This is a genomic window from Prauserella oleivorans (assembly GCF_042685745.1).
Classification (GTDB): Bacteria; Actinomycetota; Actinomycetes; order Mycobacteriales; family Pseudonocardiaceae; genus Prauserella_A; species Prauserella_A oleivorans.
Genome location: NZ_JBHUNT010000001.1, coordinates 1,411,244 through 1,426,932, shown reverse-complemented (window position 1 = coordinate 1,426,932; position 15,689 = coordinate 1,411,244). Strand labels below are relative to the sequence as shown.

15 protein-coding genes and 1 pseudogene are annotated in these 15,689 nt (G+C 70.6%); 2 read left to right on the top strand and 14 right to left on the bottom strand.

All coding sequences use genetic code 11. The annotated features are described in order from the left end of the window. Positions 1-120 precede the first annotated feature (120 nt). The 8 genes from lysS to ACFSZT_RS07055 form a co-directional block, all read right to left on the bottom strand. Positions 121-1,626: a lysine--tRNA ligase gene (gene lysS / locus ACFSZT_RS07090; RefSeq protein WP_377392441.1), complete on the bottom strand. Its 1,506-nt coding sequence runs from the start codon at positions 1,624-1,626 to the stop codon at positions 121-123. 80 nt (positions 1,627-1,706) lie between these two features. Further along, positions 1,707-2,492, bottom strand: coding sequence for a type III pantothenate kinase (locus ACFSZT_RS07085; protein WP_377392444.1), 786 nt, complete (start codon positions 2,490-2,492; stop codon positions 1,707-1,709). After that, positions 2,493-2,993: an aspartate 1-decarboxylase gene (gene panD / locus ACFSZT_RS07080; RefSeq protein WP_377392447.1), complete on the bottom strand. Its 501-nt coding sequence runs from the start codon at positions 2,991-2,993 to the stop codon at positions 2,493-2,495. It abuts the gene before it with no gap. An 11-nt stretch (positions 2,994-3,004) separates the two neighbouring features. After that, positions 3,005-3,919 (bottom strand): pantoate--beta-alanine ligase, encoded by a 915-nt coding sequence (gene panC, locus ACFSZT_RS07075; RefSeq protein ID WP_377392450.1) that lies wholly within the window; start codon positions 3,917-3,919, stop codon positions 3,005-3,007. After that, the gene (locus tag ACFSZT_RS07070; RefSeq protein ID WP_377392453.1) at positions 3,916-4,812 is read right to left on the bottom strand and encodes a Rossmann-like and DUF2520 domain-containing protein; all 897 of its coding nucleotides are present in this window, start codon (positions 4,810-4,812) and stop codon (positions 3,916-3,918) included. The genes panC and ACFSZT_RS07070 overlap by 4 nt, the downstream gene beginning before the upstream one ends. Before the next feature lie 146 nt (positions 4,813-4,958). Next, on the bottom strand, positions 4,959-6,131 hold the full coding sequence (locus ACFSZT_RS07065; RefSeq protein ID WP_377392456.1) for a PrsW family intramembrane metalloprotease: 1,173 nt from the start codon (positions 6,129-6,131) through the stop codon (positions 4,959-4,961). A gap of 82 nt (positions 6,132-6,213) precedes the next feature. After that, the gene (locus ACFSZT_RS07060; RefSeq protein WP_377392459.1) at positions 6,214-7,827 is read right to left on the bottom strand and encodes a DUF6779 domain-containing protein; all 1,614 of its coding nucleotides are present in this window, start codon (positions 7,825-7,827) and stop codon (positions 6,214-6,216) included. Between the two features lie 69 nt (positions 7,828-7,896). Continuing rightward, complete coding sequence (locus tag ACFSZT_RS07055; protein WP_377392462.1) at positions 7,897-8,358, bottom strand: DUF3180 domain-containing protein; 462 nt, start codon at positions 8,356-8,358, stop codon at positions 7,897-7,899. 110 nt (positions 8,359-8,468) lie between these two features. On the opposite strand from ACFSZT_RS07055, the pseudogene ACFSZT_RS07050 reads away from it, so the two are divergent. Next, a pseudogene (locus ACFSZT_RS07050) lies at positions 8,469-8,645 on the top strand (MerR family transcriptional regulator); the annotation flags it as partial. Positions 8,646-8,830: 185 nt separating this feature from the next. On the opposite strand, the gene ACFSZT_RS07045 reads toward ACFSZT_RS07050, so the two are convergent. Further along, the gene (locus ACFSZT_RS07045) at positions 8,831-9,799 is read right to left on the bottom strand and encodes an AraC family transcriptional regulator (RefSeq protein ID WP_377392465.1); all 969 of its coding nucleotides are present in this window, start codon (positions 9,797-9,799) and stop codon (positions 8,831-8,833) included. A 140-nt stretch (positions 9,800-9,939) separates the two neighbouring features. Between ACFSZT_RS07045 and ACFSZT_RS07040 the strand changes: the two genes are divergently transcribed. Next, the gene (locus tag ACFSZT_RS07040) at positions 9,940-10,791 is read left to right on the top strand and encodes an NmrA family transcriptional regulator (protein WP_377392468.1); all 852 of its coding nucleotides are present in this window, start codon (positions 9,940-9,942) and stop codon (positions 10,789-10,791) included. An 18-nt stretch (positions 10,792-10,809) separates the two neighbouring features. On the opposite strand, the gene folK is transcribed toward ACFSZT_RS07040, so the two are convergent. The 5 genes from folK to ftsH are packed head-to-tail and all read right to left on the bottom strand — an operon-like array spanning position 10,810 to position 15,522. Then, the gene (gene folK / locus ACFSZT_RS07035) at positions 10,810-11,301 is read right to left on the bottom strand and encodes a 2-amino-4-hydroxy-6-hydroxymethyldihydropteridine diphosphokinase (RefSeq protein ID WP_377392471.1); all 492 of its coding nucleotides are present in this window, start codon (positions 11,299-11,301) and stop codon (positions 10,810-10,812) included. Then, positions 11,298-11,657: a dihydroneopterin aldolase gene (gene folB / locus ACFSZT_RS07030; RefSeq protein ID WP_377392474.1), complete on the bottom strand. Its 360-nt coding sequence runs from the start codon at positions 11,655-11,657 to the stop codon at positions 11,298-11,300. The genes folK and folB overlap by 4 nt, the downstream gene beginning before the upstream one ends. Continuing rightward, positions 11,650-12,489, bottom strand: coding sequence for a dihydropteroate synthase (gene folP, locus ACFSZT_RS07025; protein WP_449301409.1), 840 nt, complete (start codon positions 12,487-12,489; stop codon positions 11,650-11,652). Before folP ends, folB begins: the two co-directional genes overlap by 8 nt. Continuing rightward, entirely contained in the window at positions 12,489-13,157 is a 669-nt protein-coding gene (folE, locus tag ACFSZT_RS07020; protein WP_377392477.1) for a GTP cyclohydrolase I FolE, read from the bottom strand. Before folE ends, folP begins: the two co-directional genes overlap by 1 nt. After that, positions 13,117-15,522, bottom strand: coding sequence for an ATP-dependent zinc metalloprotease FtsH (gene ftsH, locus ACFSZT_RS07015; RefSeq protein WP_377392480.1), 2,406 nt, complete (start codon positions 15,520-15,522; stop codon positions 13,117-13,119). Before ftsH ends, folE begins: the two co-directional genes overlap by 41 nt. Positions 15,523-15,689: the final 167 nt, after the last annotated feature.

The window sequence follows — 15,689 nt, the reverse complement described above, 5'->3', positions numbered from 1 at the left end:
AAGCCGGCGATAGACCGCGTCGCGCCCCGTGGCAGGGCAAAGTCTCGAACTTGAGACATTAATACCCGTTATCCGGGGCGAAAGCAAATCAGCTTCGGCGGATTGTCATCCGCCTGTGGGTTATTCGGGACGGACCAGCGGGAAGAGGATCGTTTCCCGGATACCGAGACCGGTGAGCGCCATCAGTAAGCGGTCGACTCCCATTCCGGCACCACCGCTCGGCGGCATTCCGTACTCGAGCGCGCGAAGGAAATCCTCGTCCAGCTGCATGGCCTCGGAGTCGCCACCGGCCGCGAGCTTCGACTGCGCGGTGAGGCGCTCCCGCTCCACCACCGGGTCGACGAGCTCGGAGTAACCGGTCGCCAGCTCGAATCCTCGCACATAGAGGTCCCACTTTTCGGCGACCCCCTCCTTGGTGCGGTGCTGCCTCGTCAGCGGCGACGTTTCCACGGGGAAGTCCCGCACGAATGTGGGGGCGTGGAGGTGGTCGCCCACCAGGTGCTCCCACAGTTCTTCGACGAGCTTGCCGTGGCTGAGCTTCGGATCGACCTCGACACCGCGGGCTTCGGCGAACGAGCGCAGTTTCTCGACAGATGTTTCCGGCGTCACTTCCTCGCCGAGGGCGTCGGAGAGCGAACCGTACATTGTGATTGCGGCCCACTCGCCCGAGAGGTCGTACTCGGTTCCGTCATGGAGCGTGACGACCTGAGAACCGAATGCCGCCTCGGCGGCTTCCTGGATCAACTCGCGCGTGAGCACGCCGATTGTGTCGTACGTCCCATAGGCCTCGTAGTATTCGAGCATCGCGAACTCCGGCGAATGAGACGAGTCACTGCCCTCATTCCGGAAGTTGCGGTTGATCTCGAAGACCTTCTCGATACCGCCGACCACACACCGCTTGAGATAGAGCTCGGGGGCGATCCGCAGGTAGAGGTCCATGTCGAACGCGTTGGAATGCGTCACGAATGGCCGCGCCGAGGCGCCACCGTGCAGCGTCTGCAGCATCGGCGTCTCCACCTCGGTGTAGCCGCGGCGGTGGAACGAGTCGCGCAGCGCGCGCAGCACCGCGGCCCGCGTGCGGACGACGTCGCGCGCCCGGGGCCGCAGGATGAGGTCGACGTAGCGCTGGCGCACGCGGGTCTCTTCGGAGAGCTCCTTGTGCGCCACGGGCAGCGGCCGCAGGGCCTTGGCCGTGAGTTGCCAGTTGTCGGCCAGCACCGAAAGCTCGCCGCGCTTGGACGTGATGACCTCGCCGTGCACGAACACGTGGTCGCCCAGGTCGACATCGGTCTTCCACGACGCCAGCGCCTCCTCGCCCACCTTGGCGAGGCTCAGCATGGCCTGCAGTTCCGTGCCGTCGCCCTCACGCAGCGTGGCGAAGCACAGCTTGCCCGTGTTGCGCAGGAACATCACCCGGCCGGTGACACCGACCTCGTCGCCGGTCTGCGTGTCGGGCGGCAGGTCCGGGTGGGCGGCACGCACCTGCGCGAGCGTGTGCGTGCGCGGCACCTCCACGGGATAGGGCTCGACGCCGGCGGCCAGCAGCCGGTCACGCTTCTCCCGGCGCACCCGCATCTGCTCCGGCAGGTCGTCGTCAGTCCTGGGCTGCTCCGGGATATCGCTCATGGGGTCCTAGCGTACGAACGTCTCGCCGAGCGATGTAAACCGGTTGGCGGTTGACGCGCCGGCGCGGCCGGGGCATCGGCTCAGCGGACGTTGCGCTCGTAGACCAGCCTCAGCCCGAGCAAGGTCAGCTCCGGCCGATGCTCGGTGATCGTCTCGGATTCCCGCACCACGAGCGGCGCGAGCCCGCCGGTCGCGATGACCTCGACCGGCCCGCCGCCAGTCGCGGCGAGTTCCTTCGCGATGCGGCGCACCAGCCCGTCCACCTGGCCGGCGAAGCCGTAGAGGATGCCGGACTGCAGGCATTCCACGGTGGTCTTGCCGATCACCGACCGGGGCGGCACCAGTTCCACCTTGCGCAGAGCCGCCGCCCTGGCGGCGAGCGCGTCCACCGAGATCTCGATACCGGGCGCGAACGCACCGCCGAGGAATTCGCCCTTGGCCGAGATGGCGTCCACGTTGGTGGACGTTCCGAAGTCGACCACCACGCATGCCGTGTTGTGCAGATGGTGGGCGGCGAGCGTGTTGACGAGCCGGTCGGCGCCGACCTCCTTGGGGTTGTCCACCAGCAGCGGCACCCCGGTACGCACGCCCGGCTCCACGACGACCTTCGGGATCCGCGGGTAGTACCGGTCGAGCATGACCCGCAGTTCCCGCAGCACCGCGGGCACCGTCGAAAGCGCACTGATCCCGGTGACGGCGTCCGCGTACTGGCCGAGCAGGCCGCGCATGGTCAGCGACAGCTCGTCCGCGGTCATCCGTGCGTCGGTGCGCATCCGCCAGTCCCGAACGAGCTCGGCGGACTCCCCCCTGCCGGAGTACAGGCCGAGCGAGACGTTCGTGTTCCCGACGTCGACGGTGAGCAGCACCTAGCTCTCCGCGTGCAGCAACGCGTCGAGCCGGGCGGCGTCCACGGTCTCGGCCACGGGGAACGCGGGGGTGGCGTCGCCGTTCGGGCGGACGGGCAGCGCGCCGCTGACCAGGCCGGAGCCCTCGGGGGCGTGGGCGGCGTCGGTGCCGAGGTCGACGATGCGGTTGTCGGCGTCGACGAAGACGATCCTCGGTTCGAACGACGCGGCCTCGGCCGAGTCCATCTGGCCGTAGGCGATGAGGATCACCAGGTCGCCGGGGTGCACCAGGTGTGCGGCGGCTCCGTTGATGCCGATGACGCCGCTGTCGCGCTCGCCCTTGATGACGTAGGTCTCCAGCCGTGCGCCGTTGGTGACGTCCACGATGGACACCTGCTCGCCGGGGAGGAGGTCGGCGGCCTCCATCAGTGCCTCGTCGACGGTCACCGAGCCCACGTAGTGCAGGTCTGCCTGGGTCACCGTGGCTCTGTGGATCTTCGACTTGAGCATCGTGCGGTACATCCGGACTCCCTCTATACCCCTGCGTCCTCTGCGGACAGTTCCAGCCCGTTCTCGGCCGCGGCGCCGAGCAACACGGCGGTGTTGTCGATCAGCCGGGTCCTGCCGACCCGTGCGGCGATCAGCAACCTTGCCTGACCATCGACGGGCGCGGGACCCAGATCGGTTCCCCTCAACTCCAGATAATCGACCTCGACCTCGGGCCGCGTCGCGAGTGTCGCGCGCGCGGCCTCGAGCACGGCGTCGGCGCCGTTGCGTCCGGCGTGCACGCCGGCGATGAGCGCGGCGGAGAGCACGACGGCCTGGTCACGCTCCTCTTCGGACAGGTAGGTGTTGCGGGAGGACAGCGCCAGGCCATCCGGTTCCCGCACCGTCGGCACGCCGAGCACGCGAGTGTCCACATTGAGGTCTCGCACCATGCGCTTGATCAGGACGAGCTGCTGGTAGTCCTTCTCGCCGAACATCGCGTAGTGCGGGCGCACGATGTTGAACAGCTTCGCCACCACCGTGAGCACCCCGGCGAAGTGGCCGGGGCGGAACGCGCCCTCCAGTTCGTCGCCGAGCGGTCCGGGATGCAGCGTGACGGCGGCGTCGGCCGCGTAGAGGTCCTCGACCTGGGGCGTGAACGCGATGTCGGCACCCATCTCGCGCAGCACCTCGAGGTCGCGCTCCACCGGCCGCGGGTAGGCCTCGAAGTCCTCGCCCTCGCCGAACTGCAGCGGGTTGACGAAGATCGACACCACGACAATGGTGTTCGGCAGCCGCTTCGCGCGGCGGATCAGCTCGCGGTGGCCGTCGTGCAGCGCACCCATCGTGGGCACCAGCGCCACCTGGCGGCCGACGCCCCGCAGCGCGGCCGTGACCTTGGAGACGTCGTCGGGCTTGCGGTAGACGTTGAGCTCACCGCGGTGGAACTTCGGGGCAGTCATGGCGTGTCACGTCCGTTGTCGAGAAGGTGGTCGAGTTCGGCCGCCGCGTCGGCGCCGAGCAGGCCGGCCGCGTTCGCCCGCGCGACCGTGCGACGGGCAAGCGCGGCGTAGGCGGGCTCCACGTCCGGTGCCTTGTCGCCGAGCACGCGGAGGTGGGCGGCCAAGGTGTCCGCGTCACCACGGGCGACCGGGCCGGTGAGGGCGCGATCGCCGTGGCGCAGCACATTGTCCAGGGCCGCGGAGAGCAGCGGCGCGACGAGCCGTTCCGGGTTCTGCACGCCGTTGCCACGCAAGAGTTCCACACAGTCGGCGATGAGCGTGACGAGGTGGTTGGCGCCGTGGGCCAGGGCGGCGTGGTAGAGCGGCCGCGCGCCCTCCGGGATGCGCACCGGCTCCGCGCCCATCTCCACGGCCAGCGCCTCGCCGACGTTCCAGGCGGCGTCGTCACCGGAGGCGGCGGTGATGCCGATGCTGCACGACGCGAGCCGTTCGAGGTCTTCCGCGCGCCCGGTGAACGTCAGCACCGGGTGCAGGGCCAGCGGCAGGGCGCCGACGTCGGTGACCGGCTGGAGCACGCCGACACCGTGGGCTCCGCAGGTGTGCACGACGATCTGACCGGCACGCAGGGCACCGGTGGTGGCGAGCCCGGACGTCATGGCGGGTAGCACGTCGTCGGGCAGCGCGAGCAGGACCAGGTCGGCTCGGCGGGCGACCTCGTCGGGCGGCAGCAGGGGAACCCCGGGCAGCAGGCGTTCGGCGCGCCGGACGGAGGCGTCCGAGACACCGGACGCGGCGACGACGGTGTGTCCCGCCCGGGCCAGTGCGGCGCCGAGGACGCTGCCGACTCTGCCCGCCGACACCACGCCCACCGCGAGGCGGGCAGGGCGCGTCATCGCGTGCCCCAACGGACGCTCATGGCGAAACTCCCAAAGCTCGTTCCAGTCCCGCTCTTCGGTCGCGGGTACCAGACGACGGCGCGAGACTAGCTCCCGCGACGCCCCCGCCACGCGCCGAGGTGACGAGCTTCACCCGCCGGGGTTCAGGCGGTCCGGGTGGCTGTGGCGAGCCGAACCGCCTCGGCCCGGCTTTCCCGCACGACGGCGACCAGCTGGTCGTGGCGGGCCCTGGCCTCGTCGTCGGTGCAGCCCCGACGCCGCAGGAACGCGAGCTCGGTGACCCCCGCCTGGTACTCGGCGACCGCCTTGGCGACCTGCCTGCCGGACTCGCGCCGGGCCTGCTTGCGCCAGCGGCGGCGCGCCTTGAGGTCGGCGAGCAGGTCGATCTCGGACCGGGCGATCCACCCGGCCTCGGCCATGGCGGGCAGCCCGGCGGCGATGATCCGCTGCTCACGCCTGCGCTGCCACAGCACGAGCAGCAGCATGGCGAGGAACATCGGCACCATGATCAGGAAGTACACGTTGAGGAACATGGTCGCACCGCCGAGCGTGGCGGCCGCGTTCCACAGCGCGTGCAGGCACACCGCCGCGACGTAGGCCAAGAGCGGCAGCGCGAACCGGCTGCGCCCGTGGCCGCGCGACTGGGCGGCCAGGCCGAGCCCGATGCCGATGATCACCGAGAACAGCGGGTGCGCGAACGGCGACAGCACGCCACGCAGGATGAACGCCGCGATCACACCGGACGCCATTCCCTCGCCGTATCCCTGCTCGGCGAACGCGCGACCGAAGTAGTAGATGTTCTCGGTGAACGCGAAACCCGCGGCGCTGAACCCGGCGTAGACGATGCCGTCGACGACACCGTCGAACTCGTGCGAGCGCCGCCAGAGGATCGCCACGATGGGCACGGCCTTGACGGCCTCCTCCACCAGCGGCGCCGACACCACCGCGGTCACCTTGCTGCCGTTGCCGGAGCCGAGCAGCAGGTCACCGACGGTCTCAGCGGTGTCGTTGACGATCAGTGCGGTGAGCGTGGCGACGCAGGCGCCCCACAGGAAGGTCAGCAGCAGGAGCTTGGCCGGCTCCGGCTCCCACCGGTCGACCCACAGGAACGCCGCGGTGACGACGGCGACCGGCACCAGGGCGGCCACGACGCCGATCACCACCGGGAACACGCCGACGCGCACGGTGGCGAGACCGACCACGAGCAACCCGCACAGCGCCACCGCGAGGAGGCCGACCACCGGCAGCAGCACGGTGATGCGGCGTGGTGTGTGCCTGCGCGGGCGGTGCGTGGAGTCGGTCGTGGTTCCCCTCATCCGGGGCACCCTAGACGAATCACGCCCTGGGCATGATCGGGAACCGGAGCCGGGTGGCGCGCTGCCGGGCGCGCCGGCGGCATCAGTCCGCGGCGCGCCGCCTGCGACGCGGCGTCGCCCCGTCCGCGCCGTACGCGGCGAGCAGCTCACTCACCGACTTGCCTTCGCTGTGCGATCCGCTGGGCTCGGCGTCCTCGGCCGGTTCGGGGGCTCGGCGCCTGCCGCCGGCCTCGTCGGCGTCCGGCTTGGAGTGACGGCGCGCGCCGCCGGCTGGTGTGGCCGCCGGGAATCCCTGCCAGGGCTCGCCCTCCGGGCGATACCGCCTGCCGCCACCGCCTGCCGACGGTGCGGTTTCGCCGGTCTCGGCGGCTTGCTCCTCGGGCTCCGGCCGACGCCTGCGGCCACCGGGCCTGCGGGCGAGATCACGCACCGCGGGCGGGAGCGTGGGGTTCGGGGCGGGCTCGTCGGTACCGGCGGCTGCGGCCGGCTCCTCGGGGTCACGCATGGCTGCGACAGGTTCCTCCGCGTTCGCTTTCTCCGCCTGAGCCGGCGCGGGCGCCGGGTCGACGGCTGGCTCCGGTTCGGCGTCGGCACCGTCGAGGTGCGACTGATCCGGTTTCCAGTCAGGGTCGAAGCTCCGAGCGTAGGTGGTCGGTTGTTCGGCCCTGGCCGGGGCTTGGCGAGACGGTGGCGGCACACTCGCCGCGGGCCGCCCGCGCGGGACGCGGTCCATACCGGAGCGGGCAGGTTCCGGCTTGCGCTGCCGAGCCTGCGTTCCGGCGCCCGGATGCACCGGACGCTGCTCCGGGCGGGACCGCTCGACGGGAGTCTCCTGGCCCTGCTCCGCCCGGGATTCGGTGGCTACCTGCCCTGGACGCTGCCGCCCGCGGGAACGCTCGGCTCGTGCGGCGGCCGTCGCGCCGACGTACTCGCCTGCGCGCACTCGCCGCGTGGGCGGGTCGATCGGTTGCGGCGGCGAGCTTTCCTCCGGCGGCGAGGCCGGGCGCGGAACGTACTGGGTCTTCGATTCCTGGGCTCGCGCCGGCCTCGTCGCCGGCGGCTGGCGGCGGGCCTGCGGTTGCCTGGGCGGGTTCGCGGGGACCGGTTCGTCGTCGTCCCGGACGCGCGCGATCAGCTCGGTGGGCCGCTCGGCGACGGCCGTGACCTTCTTGCCCGCCGTGATCCGTGCCGGGGAGCCGTTGGAGTCGCCCGCCGTGACGACCCGGCGCTCGTCGGCCAGTGCGCGCATGCGCGTGGACTGGGCGGTCAGGGAAAGGCGTTCCCATAACACTTCGCCGCCGAAGAGTGACTGCAGGCTTTCGCGCAGCGCGGTGACTTCGGCGCGCAACGCCTCGAGTTCCTCGCGGGACTGCTCCTCGACGCGTTCCCGGGTCTCGGACTCGATCTCGAGTTCGTACTCACGCCGGGCGGCGATCTCGCGTTCCAGTTCGAGCTCGTAGATCTCCTGTGCCTGCGCGGCGGCTTCCTCGGTGGTGGCCGCCTGCTTGCGGTACCGAGCCGCCACGAAGCCGCCGATCAACGCCGCCCACAGCGCCGCGACGATGCCGAGCCGCAGCCACCGCAGGTCGTCCGTGAGCACGAGGGCGAGCGTGGCGGCGACAGCGAGGGTCAAGCTCACGGCAAACCACGGCCTACCCCACGAGTGGCCGCGCGAGTCCTCACCCACGCCAGTCATGCCCCACACCGTACCTTCCGGTAATCCTTCCGAGACCTTGTCGGTACTTCGAACGGTGGGTTTTGGTCGTTAACCGGTCACCCGGCGATCGCGGTCACTGTCACGGGGTTCCGGTGCGCGGCAGCAATACTCGAGCCACAGAGCTGCGGCGATCAACACCGCGGCACAGACCGCGCCCACGATGGCCGACGGAAGATCGTCCGACGCGGCCACCAGCTCGCCGGAGCGGGGCGCGAGAAAGGCCACACCGGCCAGCCACCCGCCGAGCATGAGGGCGCCGAGCAACGACGACGCCTTGGCGAGCGCGACCGCGCGGGCGATCCCCAACCCGGTCACCACCCGGCCGCTGCGGATCCGCTTCCGGACGACGAACGCCAGCACCACCTCGACCGCGGCCAGCACGAGCAGCGTGACCCCGGCGAGCGTGGGCAGGCTGGGCATGGACGCGTACGCGACCTGGAACAGCAGGTACCCGAGCGCGAGGCCGATCAGCCAGGCGGCGAGCAGCTCCCGTGGTCGCGTGAAGTGCATGTCTCCACCGTACTGACGCCGCGTTGTTCGTGATCGGCGTGACGGTCAGCGCGTTCATGGTTGACTCTCCAGCTACTGGAGGGTTCAGCATCGGATGTGTGGGGGCGGACATGTTCACGATCGGAGAGCTGGCACGACGCACGGGCCTGCCCGTGAAGCCGATCCGGTTCTACTCCGACGAGGGCCTGCTGCCACCCACCGACCGCACGCACGCCGGGTACCGGCTCTACGACACGAAGGCGCTCGCCAGGCTCGAGCTGGTGCGCACACTTCGCGAACTGTCGGTCAGGGCGCCGACCCGCGTGCCGAGCGGTACTGGCAGCTGCTCGCGACCATCAACGGCTGGGGTCCGGTCCCCAGCCGCAACGCCGCCGCACAGTGGCTGGTCGCCGCCCTGCGAGCGTCGGCACGGTAGGACGCGGTGGGTCCGGCGAGCCGCCGGGCCCACCGCACCGGCGCGGTCGTCGAGCGATCAGATCGACGGCGACCCCGGCTGCCCGGCTTGCCGCCTGATGGCGCTGGGCGGCATCCCGTGGACGCGTTTGAAGGCGCGGCTGAACGCGGCGATCGAGTGGTAGCCGAGCCGGCCGGCGAGCTCACCGACCGCGGCGCCGTCGAGAAGCTGCTCGCGCGCGAGGTGCATCCGCCAGCGGGTGAGGTAGGCCATCACCGGTTCTCCGGCGATCTCGGTGAAGCGCGCGGCGAAGGCCGAGCGGGACATGGCGACCTCGGCGGCGAGTGAGGCCAGCGTCCACGGGTGTGCCGGATGCCGGTGGATGAGCGAGATCGCCTGCCCGATCTTCGGGTCCCGCAACGCGCCGAGCCAGCCGGTCTGCGCGGCGGGGTCGGCCTCGATCCAGGCCCGGATCGCCTGCACGACCAGGATGTCCGAGAGCCGGGTGAGCACGGTTTCCCCGCCCGGTCGCAGTGTGGTGGCCTCGGCGGTGATCAACTGCAACGTGGCCTGCAGCCACTGCGCCTCGGTGCCGCGAGATGCGTCCAGATGCAGCAGCCGGGGCAGCAATGCGACGAGCTCGCGCGCCGCGGGGTGGTCGAAACGCACGCCGCCGCAGACCAGGGTCCCGGGCGCGCCGCCGCCACCATGGCGCAGCACGGCATAGCGGTCGTCGAAGTACTCGTGCGGCAGCTGGGTGACATCGGGGACGGCCACGCCCGGTTCGCTGCGGAGCCGGTGGCCCCGGCCGTGCGGGACGAGGGCGAGCTGGCCGGGCCCCAGCTCCTGCACGTCGCCGCCGTCGACCTCGAGCAGACAGCGCCCGGACGTCACGACGTGGAACCACAGGTAGTCACCCATGGCGGGCACCGTGACTCCCCACGGCTCGGTGACCGACGTGTGGCAGTAGAAGGTGCCGGAAAGGCGCAGGAAGTGCAGCGCCTGCCCGAGCGGGTCCGCCGGGGGCGACAAATCGATCGCGGTCACCGGACCAGCATCCACCTTGGGACGTTCATCAGTCCAGCCAATCTGGACGAACGAGCAAAAAGCAGCGACGGACAGTCATGGAAGTCCCGGAAGCCGCGCCCGACACTGGACGAACGAGCAATCAACCAGTGGAGGGCACCATGACAGACACCGAAACGATGACCCTGGTTCTCGGCGGCACCGGCAAGACCGGCCGCCGGGTCGCCACCCGCCTGCGAAGCCGCGGCCATGCGGTGCGGATCGGTTCCCGCTCCGGGCATCCGCGCTTCGACTGGCAGGACGAGACCACCTGGGCGCCCGTGCTGGCCGACGTCGGCGCGGTGTACCTGGCCTACGCCCCCGACGCCGGCGCGCCTGGCGCGCCCGAGACGATCGGCGCCTTCGCCAAGGCCGCGGTGGCCCGCGGGGTCCAGCGGCTGGTGCTGCTCACCGGCCGCGGAGAGCGCGGGTCCCAGCTCAGCGAGTACGCGTTGCAACAGGCCGGAGCCGACTGGACGATCGTGCGGTCGAGCTTCTTCGCCCAGGACTTCAGCGAGGACGAGGCCTTCGCCGACAGTGTGCGCGGCGGCATGCTGGCCTTTCCCTGGGGGCAAGTCGCCGAACCGTTCGTCGATCTCGCGGACGTCGCCGACGTCGCGACCGCCGCGCTGACCGAGGACGGCCACGCCGGGCGCGTCTACGAACTCACCGGCCCACGACTGCTCACCTTCGCCGACGCCACCGCCGAGATCGCCGCGGCGACCGGACGTGAGATCACGTACCTGCCGATCACCGAAGACCAGTTCGTGTCCGGTCTGGTCGCCCAGGGCGCGCCACCCGAGTTCGCCGCCCAACTGACCGCGATGTTCGCCGAGGTGCTCGACGGCCGAAACGCCCACCTCACCGACGGCGTACGCCAAGCACTCGGCCGCGAGCCCCGCGACATCACCGACTACATCCTCGAGACCGCCGCCCTCGGCGCCTGGACCCCGGAGCCCGTCGCCGCCCGCTGACCAGCCGCGAACCGACCGTCAGAGAGTGAGATCCGGGCGCCGGTGAACACCTGCGCGGTCGCCCTCAGGCAGCGCGGCGAGCAACGCGTCCGCGCGGCCGGCGCCGGGCACCACCGCGTCCGGATCGATCTCCAGCCACGGCACGAGCACGGTCGCCCGCTCGGCAGTTCCGGGGTGCGGAAGCAGCAACTCCGGGTCGGTGGAGCGCACCTCGTCGACGGTCACCACATCGACGTCGAGTGTGCGCGGCCCCCAGCGCTGCTCGCGCACCCGCCCGGCCTCGCGTTCGAGCCGCTGGCCTGCGCGCAGCCACGCCCAGTGATCCCGCGCCGGATCGTCCACAATGCACACTGCGTTGAGGAAGTCGGGCTGGTCGGTCACGCCCCACGGCGCGGTCTCGTACACGCTGGACACGGCGACCAGCACGTCACGGAATCCCTCGACGGCCAGGCGCAGGTAGCCGAGCCGGTCGCCGAGGTTCGAACCCAGCGACAGCACGGCGCGGCTCATCGCTCGCGCCGAACAGTCACGGCGACATCGGCGAACGTGAGCGGGATGGGCGCCGACGGCTTGTGCACGGTCACCTCGACCGCCGAGACCCGCTTGTCATCCAGCACCTGGTCGGCGATACGCCCGGCCACGCTCTCGATCAGGTCGTACGGTTCGCCGCCGACGATGTCCGCGGCCTGTTGCGCCAGCTCGCCGTAGTTGAGCGTGTCGGCAAGGTCGTCGGACGCCGCGGCGCGCGAGAGGTCCAACCACGCCGTGATGTCGACCAGGAAGTGCTGGCCCTTGCGCTTCTCGTGGCCGAACACACCGTGCCGGCCGAACACCTTCAGGCCGGTCAGCGTGATGCGGTCACTCACCGGCCCGGCTCCACGCCTTGGCCACCCGCACGGCATCCAGGGACGCTCCCACGTCGTGCACCCGCACACCCCACGCCCCGGCGGCCGCCGCAAGCGCGGACACCGACGCCGTCGCGACCTCACGGCCCGACGGCGGGCGCGGATCACCCTCGGCATCGGCGAGCAGCCGGCCGAGGAAACGTTTGCGGGATGCGCCGACCAGCACCGGGAAGCCCATGTCGAGGATGGTGTCGAGGTGGTGCAGCAGCGCCCAGTCGTGCTGCGCCTGCTTCGCGAAGCCCAGTCCGGGATCGAGGATGATCGCGTCCTCGGCGACCCCCGCGGCGAGCGCCTCGTCCACGCGCGCGCTCAGCTCGTCGCGCACCTCGGCCACGACGTCCTTGTACTCGGCGAGCGCGTTCATGTCCTTGCTGTGCCCGCGCCAGTGCATGAGGACAAACGGCGCGCCGGTCTCGGCTGCGACCCTGGCCATGTCCGGATCGGCCAGCCCGCCCGAGACGTCGTTGATGATGTGTGCGCCCGCCTCGATGGAGGCCGCCGCCACCGCGGCTCGTGTCGTGTCGACGGACATGACGATCCCGTCCGCCGCAAGCTGCCGCACCACGGGAACGACGCGCGCCTTCTCGGTCTCGGCGTCCACCCGCTCCGAACCGGGCCGGGTGGACTCACCGCCGACGTCGATGATGTCCGCACCGCGCCGCCACATCGCGTGGGCGTGCGCAAGCGCGTCCTCCCGGCTCAGGTACTTCCCACCGTCCGAAAAGGAGTCCGGCGTGACGTTCAGGATGCCCATCACGACACAACGCTCAGGCCGGGGGATTCGCGGGTTCATCAGCGCCCCTTGATGAGTTGCAGTGCCTCCGCCCGCGACGATGCCGAGCTCTGCAGCAGACCCCGGACGGCGGACGTCGTGGTCCGGGCACCCGGCTTGCGGATGCCGCGCATGGACATGCACAGGTGCTCGGCCTCGATCACGACGATCACCCCGCGCGGCCGCAGCCTGCGGTCGATCGCGTCGGCGACCTGGGAGGTGAGCCGCTCCTGCACCTGCGGTCGCTTGGCGTACAGGTCGACCAGGCGCGCCAGCTTGGACAGGCCGGTCACCTTGCCCTGGGCGTTCGGGATGTAGCCGACATGGGCGACACCGTGGAACGGCACGAGGTGGTGCTCGCAGGTCGAGAACATCGGGATGTCGGTGACCAGCACCAACTCCTCGTGGCTCTCGTCGAACGTCCGGTCCAGCACGTGGTCCGGGTCGTTGTAGAGCCCCGCGAACATCTCCCGGTAGGCGCGCGCGACCCTCGCCGGCGTCTCCCGCAATCCGTCCCGATCGGGGTCCTCACCGCAGGCGAGCAGCAACTCGCGCACGGCCTTCTCCGCCCGTGCCTGATCGAAGACCCGGCCCGTCGCGCGTGGAGTGTCCTCCTCCAGCGCGCCGTAGCCGTTGCCGGAAACCTCGCTAGTGATAGTGACCGTCCTGCTCGTCCGATTCGCCTTCATGCCGCCCGCCCCGCGCGGAGTCCGGGCCGTTGCCGGACTGCGGCCCGCTCGGGTTCGGCTGCTGCCGCCACGGCTGGCTGGGCCGATTACCGCCGGGCGTGGTCGCCGGGGTCCACCCCGGAGGTGCACCGTAGTTCGGCGGACCCGACGGGTACTGACCGGACTGGCCACCGCCGTAGGGCTGGCGCGGCCACGAGCCGCCCTGACCGCCGTTCTGGCCCCGCGACCCGTTCGGGTAGTTGCCGCCGCCCGACGGGGGTGCGTACGGGTTGTACGACGACGGCGGGTTCGGCCGCTGTTCGTTGTACGGCGGGCCGCCGGGCAGGTCGTTGCCACCGGGAGCGGTCGCCACCGGGGTCGGCTGCTCCTCCGGCTGGCGCTCACGCTCGCGCTCGCGCCGCTCCTCCTCCGGAGGCCACGGCTCGCCGCGCTCCATGGCGAGTTCGCGCGGCGTCTTGATCGGCGGCTTCTCCGAGGGCAGTCGCTCACCGAACTCGTTGAAGACCGTGATGCGCGGCCGCTTCTCGACCGTCGCGAAGATCCGCTCGAGGTCGCGGCGCTGCAGCGTCTCCTTCTCGAGGAGCTCGACGACCAGCTCGTCGAGGACATCGCGGTAGGTGTTGAGCACCTGCCACGCCTCGGTGTGCGCGGTCTCGATGAGCTTGCGGACCTCTTCGTCGATCTCGTGCGCGACCTCGAGGGAGTAGTCCGCCTGCCTGCCGGCCGTGCGGCCGAGGAAGGGGTCACCCTGCTCCTGGCCGTACTTCACAGCACCCAGGCGCGGGCTCATGCCGTACTCGGTGACCATCGCCCTGGCGATCTTGGTGGCCTGCTCGATGTCGGAGACGGCGCCGGTGGTCGGCTCGTGGAAGACGAGCTCCTCGGCGGTCCGTCCACCCATGGCGAACACCAGTCTGCCGATCATCTCGGAGCGGGTCATCAGCTCCTTGTCGTCCTCAGGGACGAGCAGGGCGTGCCCGCCGGTACGGCCCCGCGGCAGGATCGTCAGCTTGTACACCGGTTCGATGTCCGGCATCGCCCACGCGGCGAGCGCGTGCCCGCCTTCGTGGTAGGCGGTCAGCTTCCGTTCCTTCTCGGAGATGATCCGGCTCTTGCGTGCCGGGCCGCCGATCACGCGGTCGACCGACTCCTCCAGCGAGGCGTCGGTGATCACGCTGCCGCCCTCGCGGGCCGTGAGCAGCGCCGCCTCGTTGATGACGTTGGCCAGGTCCGCGCCTGACATGCCGACGGTGCGCTTGGCCAGCGACTTCAGGTCGACGTTGTCGGCCAGCGGCTTGCCCGCGGAGTGCACCCGCAGGATCTCCTCGCGGCCCCGCAGGTCGGGCGCGGACACCGGGATCTGCCGGTCGAACCGGCCGGGGCGCAGCAGCGCCGGGTCGAGGATGTCGGGGCGGTTGGTCGCCGCGATCAGGATGATGCCGCCGCGCGAGTCGAACCCGTCCATCTCGACGAGCAGCTGGTTCAGCGTCTGCTCGCGCTCGTCGTGGCCACCACCGAGGCCGGCGCCGCGCTGGCGGCCGACCGCGTCGATCTCGTCGACGAAGATGATGCACGGCGCGTTCTGCTTGGCCTGCTCGAAGAGGTCACGCACCCGGGAGGCACCCACACCGACGAACATCTCGACGAAGTCCGAACCGGAGATGGTGTAGAACGGCACGCCCGCCTCACCGGCGACGGCCCGCGCGAGCAGCGTCTTACCTGTTCCGGGCGGGCCGTAGAGCAGCACGCCCTTGGGGATCTTGGCGCCGAGCGCCTGGTACCGGCCGGGATTCTGCAGGAAGTCCTTGATCTCGTGCAGTTCCTCGACGGCCTCGTCGGCGCCCGCGACGTCGCTGAAGGTGGTCTTGGGCAGGTCCTTGTTGAGCTGCTTGGCCTTCGACTTGCCGAAGTTGAGGACCCGGTTACCGCCGCCCTGGGCGTTGTTCATCATCCACATCAGCAGCAGCAACAGGATCCCGAGCGGGATCATGTAGATCAGCAGCTGGGTGAAGAACGAGTCCTGGGTGACGGTGGTGTCGAACCGCACGCCCGAGTCGCCGTTGCGGGCGTCGAGCAGCGCGTTGTACAGCTGCCCCGTGGCTCCCGCCGGGAACTTGGTGATGATCTGGTTGACCTGCTGGCCCTCGACGTCGATCGGCTGAGCCAGGTGGAGCTTGAGCTGCTGCTCCTTGTCCTCCAGATTGGCTTCCGTGACGTTGCCGGAGTCGATCTGCTGCACTGCCTGCGACGTGGGCACATGGGTGTACCCCCGGTCGCCGTCGAAGATCATGCTGAAGGCGAAGTAGAGCAGCAGAACCGCGACTATCCACAACAGTGGGTTCTTGAGCAGGCGCTTGCGGTCCATTAGATCCGGCCGTGGTGGCCTCGACCCTCCCTGGCTAGGCGGTACGTGTGACTTCCGCCGTCACGGTGTTGACAACTGCAATGGGCACGGAGCTAACCGTCCCACCAGGGTACCGCCCGGCACAGCAGAGCAGCCGGGCGATCCTTTACGAACTCAACGGTCACGGG

What these genes read in the sequence shown, in the direction of transcription:
- folP (WP_449301409.1), bottom strand. Translation starts at nt 12,489, where the DNA reads ATGAACCCGCGAATCCCCCGGCCTGAGCGTTGTGTCGTGATGGGCATC.
- ACFSZT_RS07060 (WP_377392459.1), bottom strand. Translation starts at nt 7,827, where the DNA reads ATGACTGGCGTGGGTGAGGACTCGCGCGGCCACTCGTGGGGTAGGCCG.
- lysS (WP_377392441.1), bottom strand. Translation starts at nt 1,626, where the DNA reads ATGAGCGATATCCCGGAGCAGCCCAGGACTGACGACGACCTGCCGGAG.
- ACFSZT_RS07055 (WP_377392462.1), bottom strand. Translation starts at nt 8,358, where the DNA reads ATGCACTTCACGCGACCACGGGAGCTGCTCGCCGCCTGGCTGATCGGC.
- ACFSZT_RS07040 (WP_377392468.1), top strand. Translation starts at nt 9,940, where the DNA reads ATGACAGACACCGAAACGATGACCCTGGTTCTCGGCGGCACCGGCAAG.
- ACFSZT_RS07065 (WP_377392456.1), bottom strand. Translation starts at nt 6,131, where the DNA reads ATGAGGGGAACCACGACCGACTCCACGCACCGCCCGCGCAGGCACACA.
- ftsH (WP_377392480.1), bottom strand. Translation starts at nt 15,522, where the DNA reads ATGGACCGCAAGCGCCTGCTCAAGAACCCACTGTTGTGGATAGTCGCG.
- folK (WP_377392471.1), bottom strand. Translation starts at nt 11,301, where the DNA reads ATGAGCCGCGCCGTGCTGTCGCTGGGTTCGAACCTCGGCGACCGGCTC.
- panD (WP_377392447.1), bottom strand. Translation starts at nt 2,993, where the DNA reads ATGTACCGCACGATGCTCAAGTCGAAGATCCACAGAGCCACGGTGACC.
- ACFSZT_RS07070 (WP_377392453.1), bottom strand. Translation starts at nt 4,812, where the DNA reads ATGACGCGCCCTGCCCGCCTCGCGGTGGGCGTGGTGTCGGCGGGCAGA.
- panC (WP_377392450.1), bottom strand. Translation starts at nt 3,919, where the DNA reads ATGACTGCCCCGAAGTTCCACCGCGGTGAGCTCAACGTCTACCGCAAG.
- folE (WP_377392477.1), bottom strand. Translation starts at nt 13,157, where the DNA reads ATGAAGGCGAATCGGACGAGCAGGACGGTCACTATCACTAGCGAGGTT.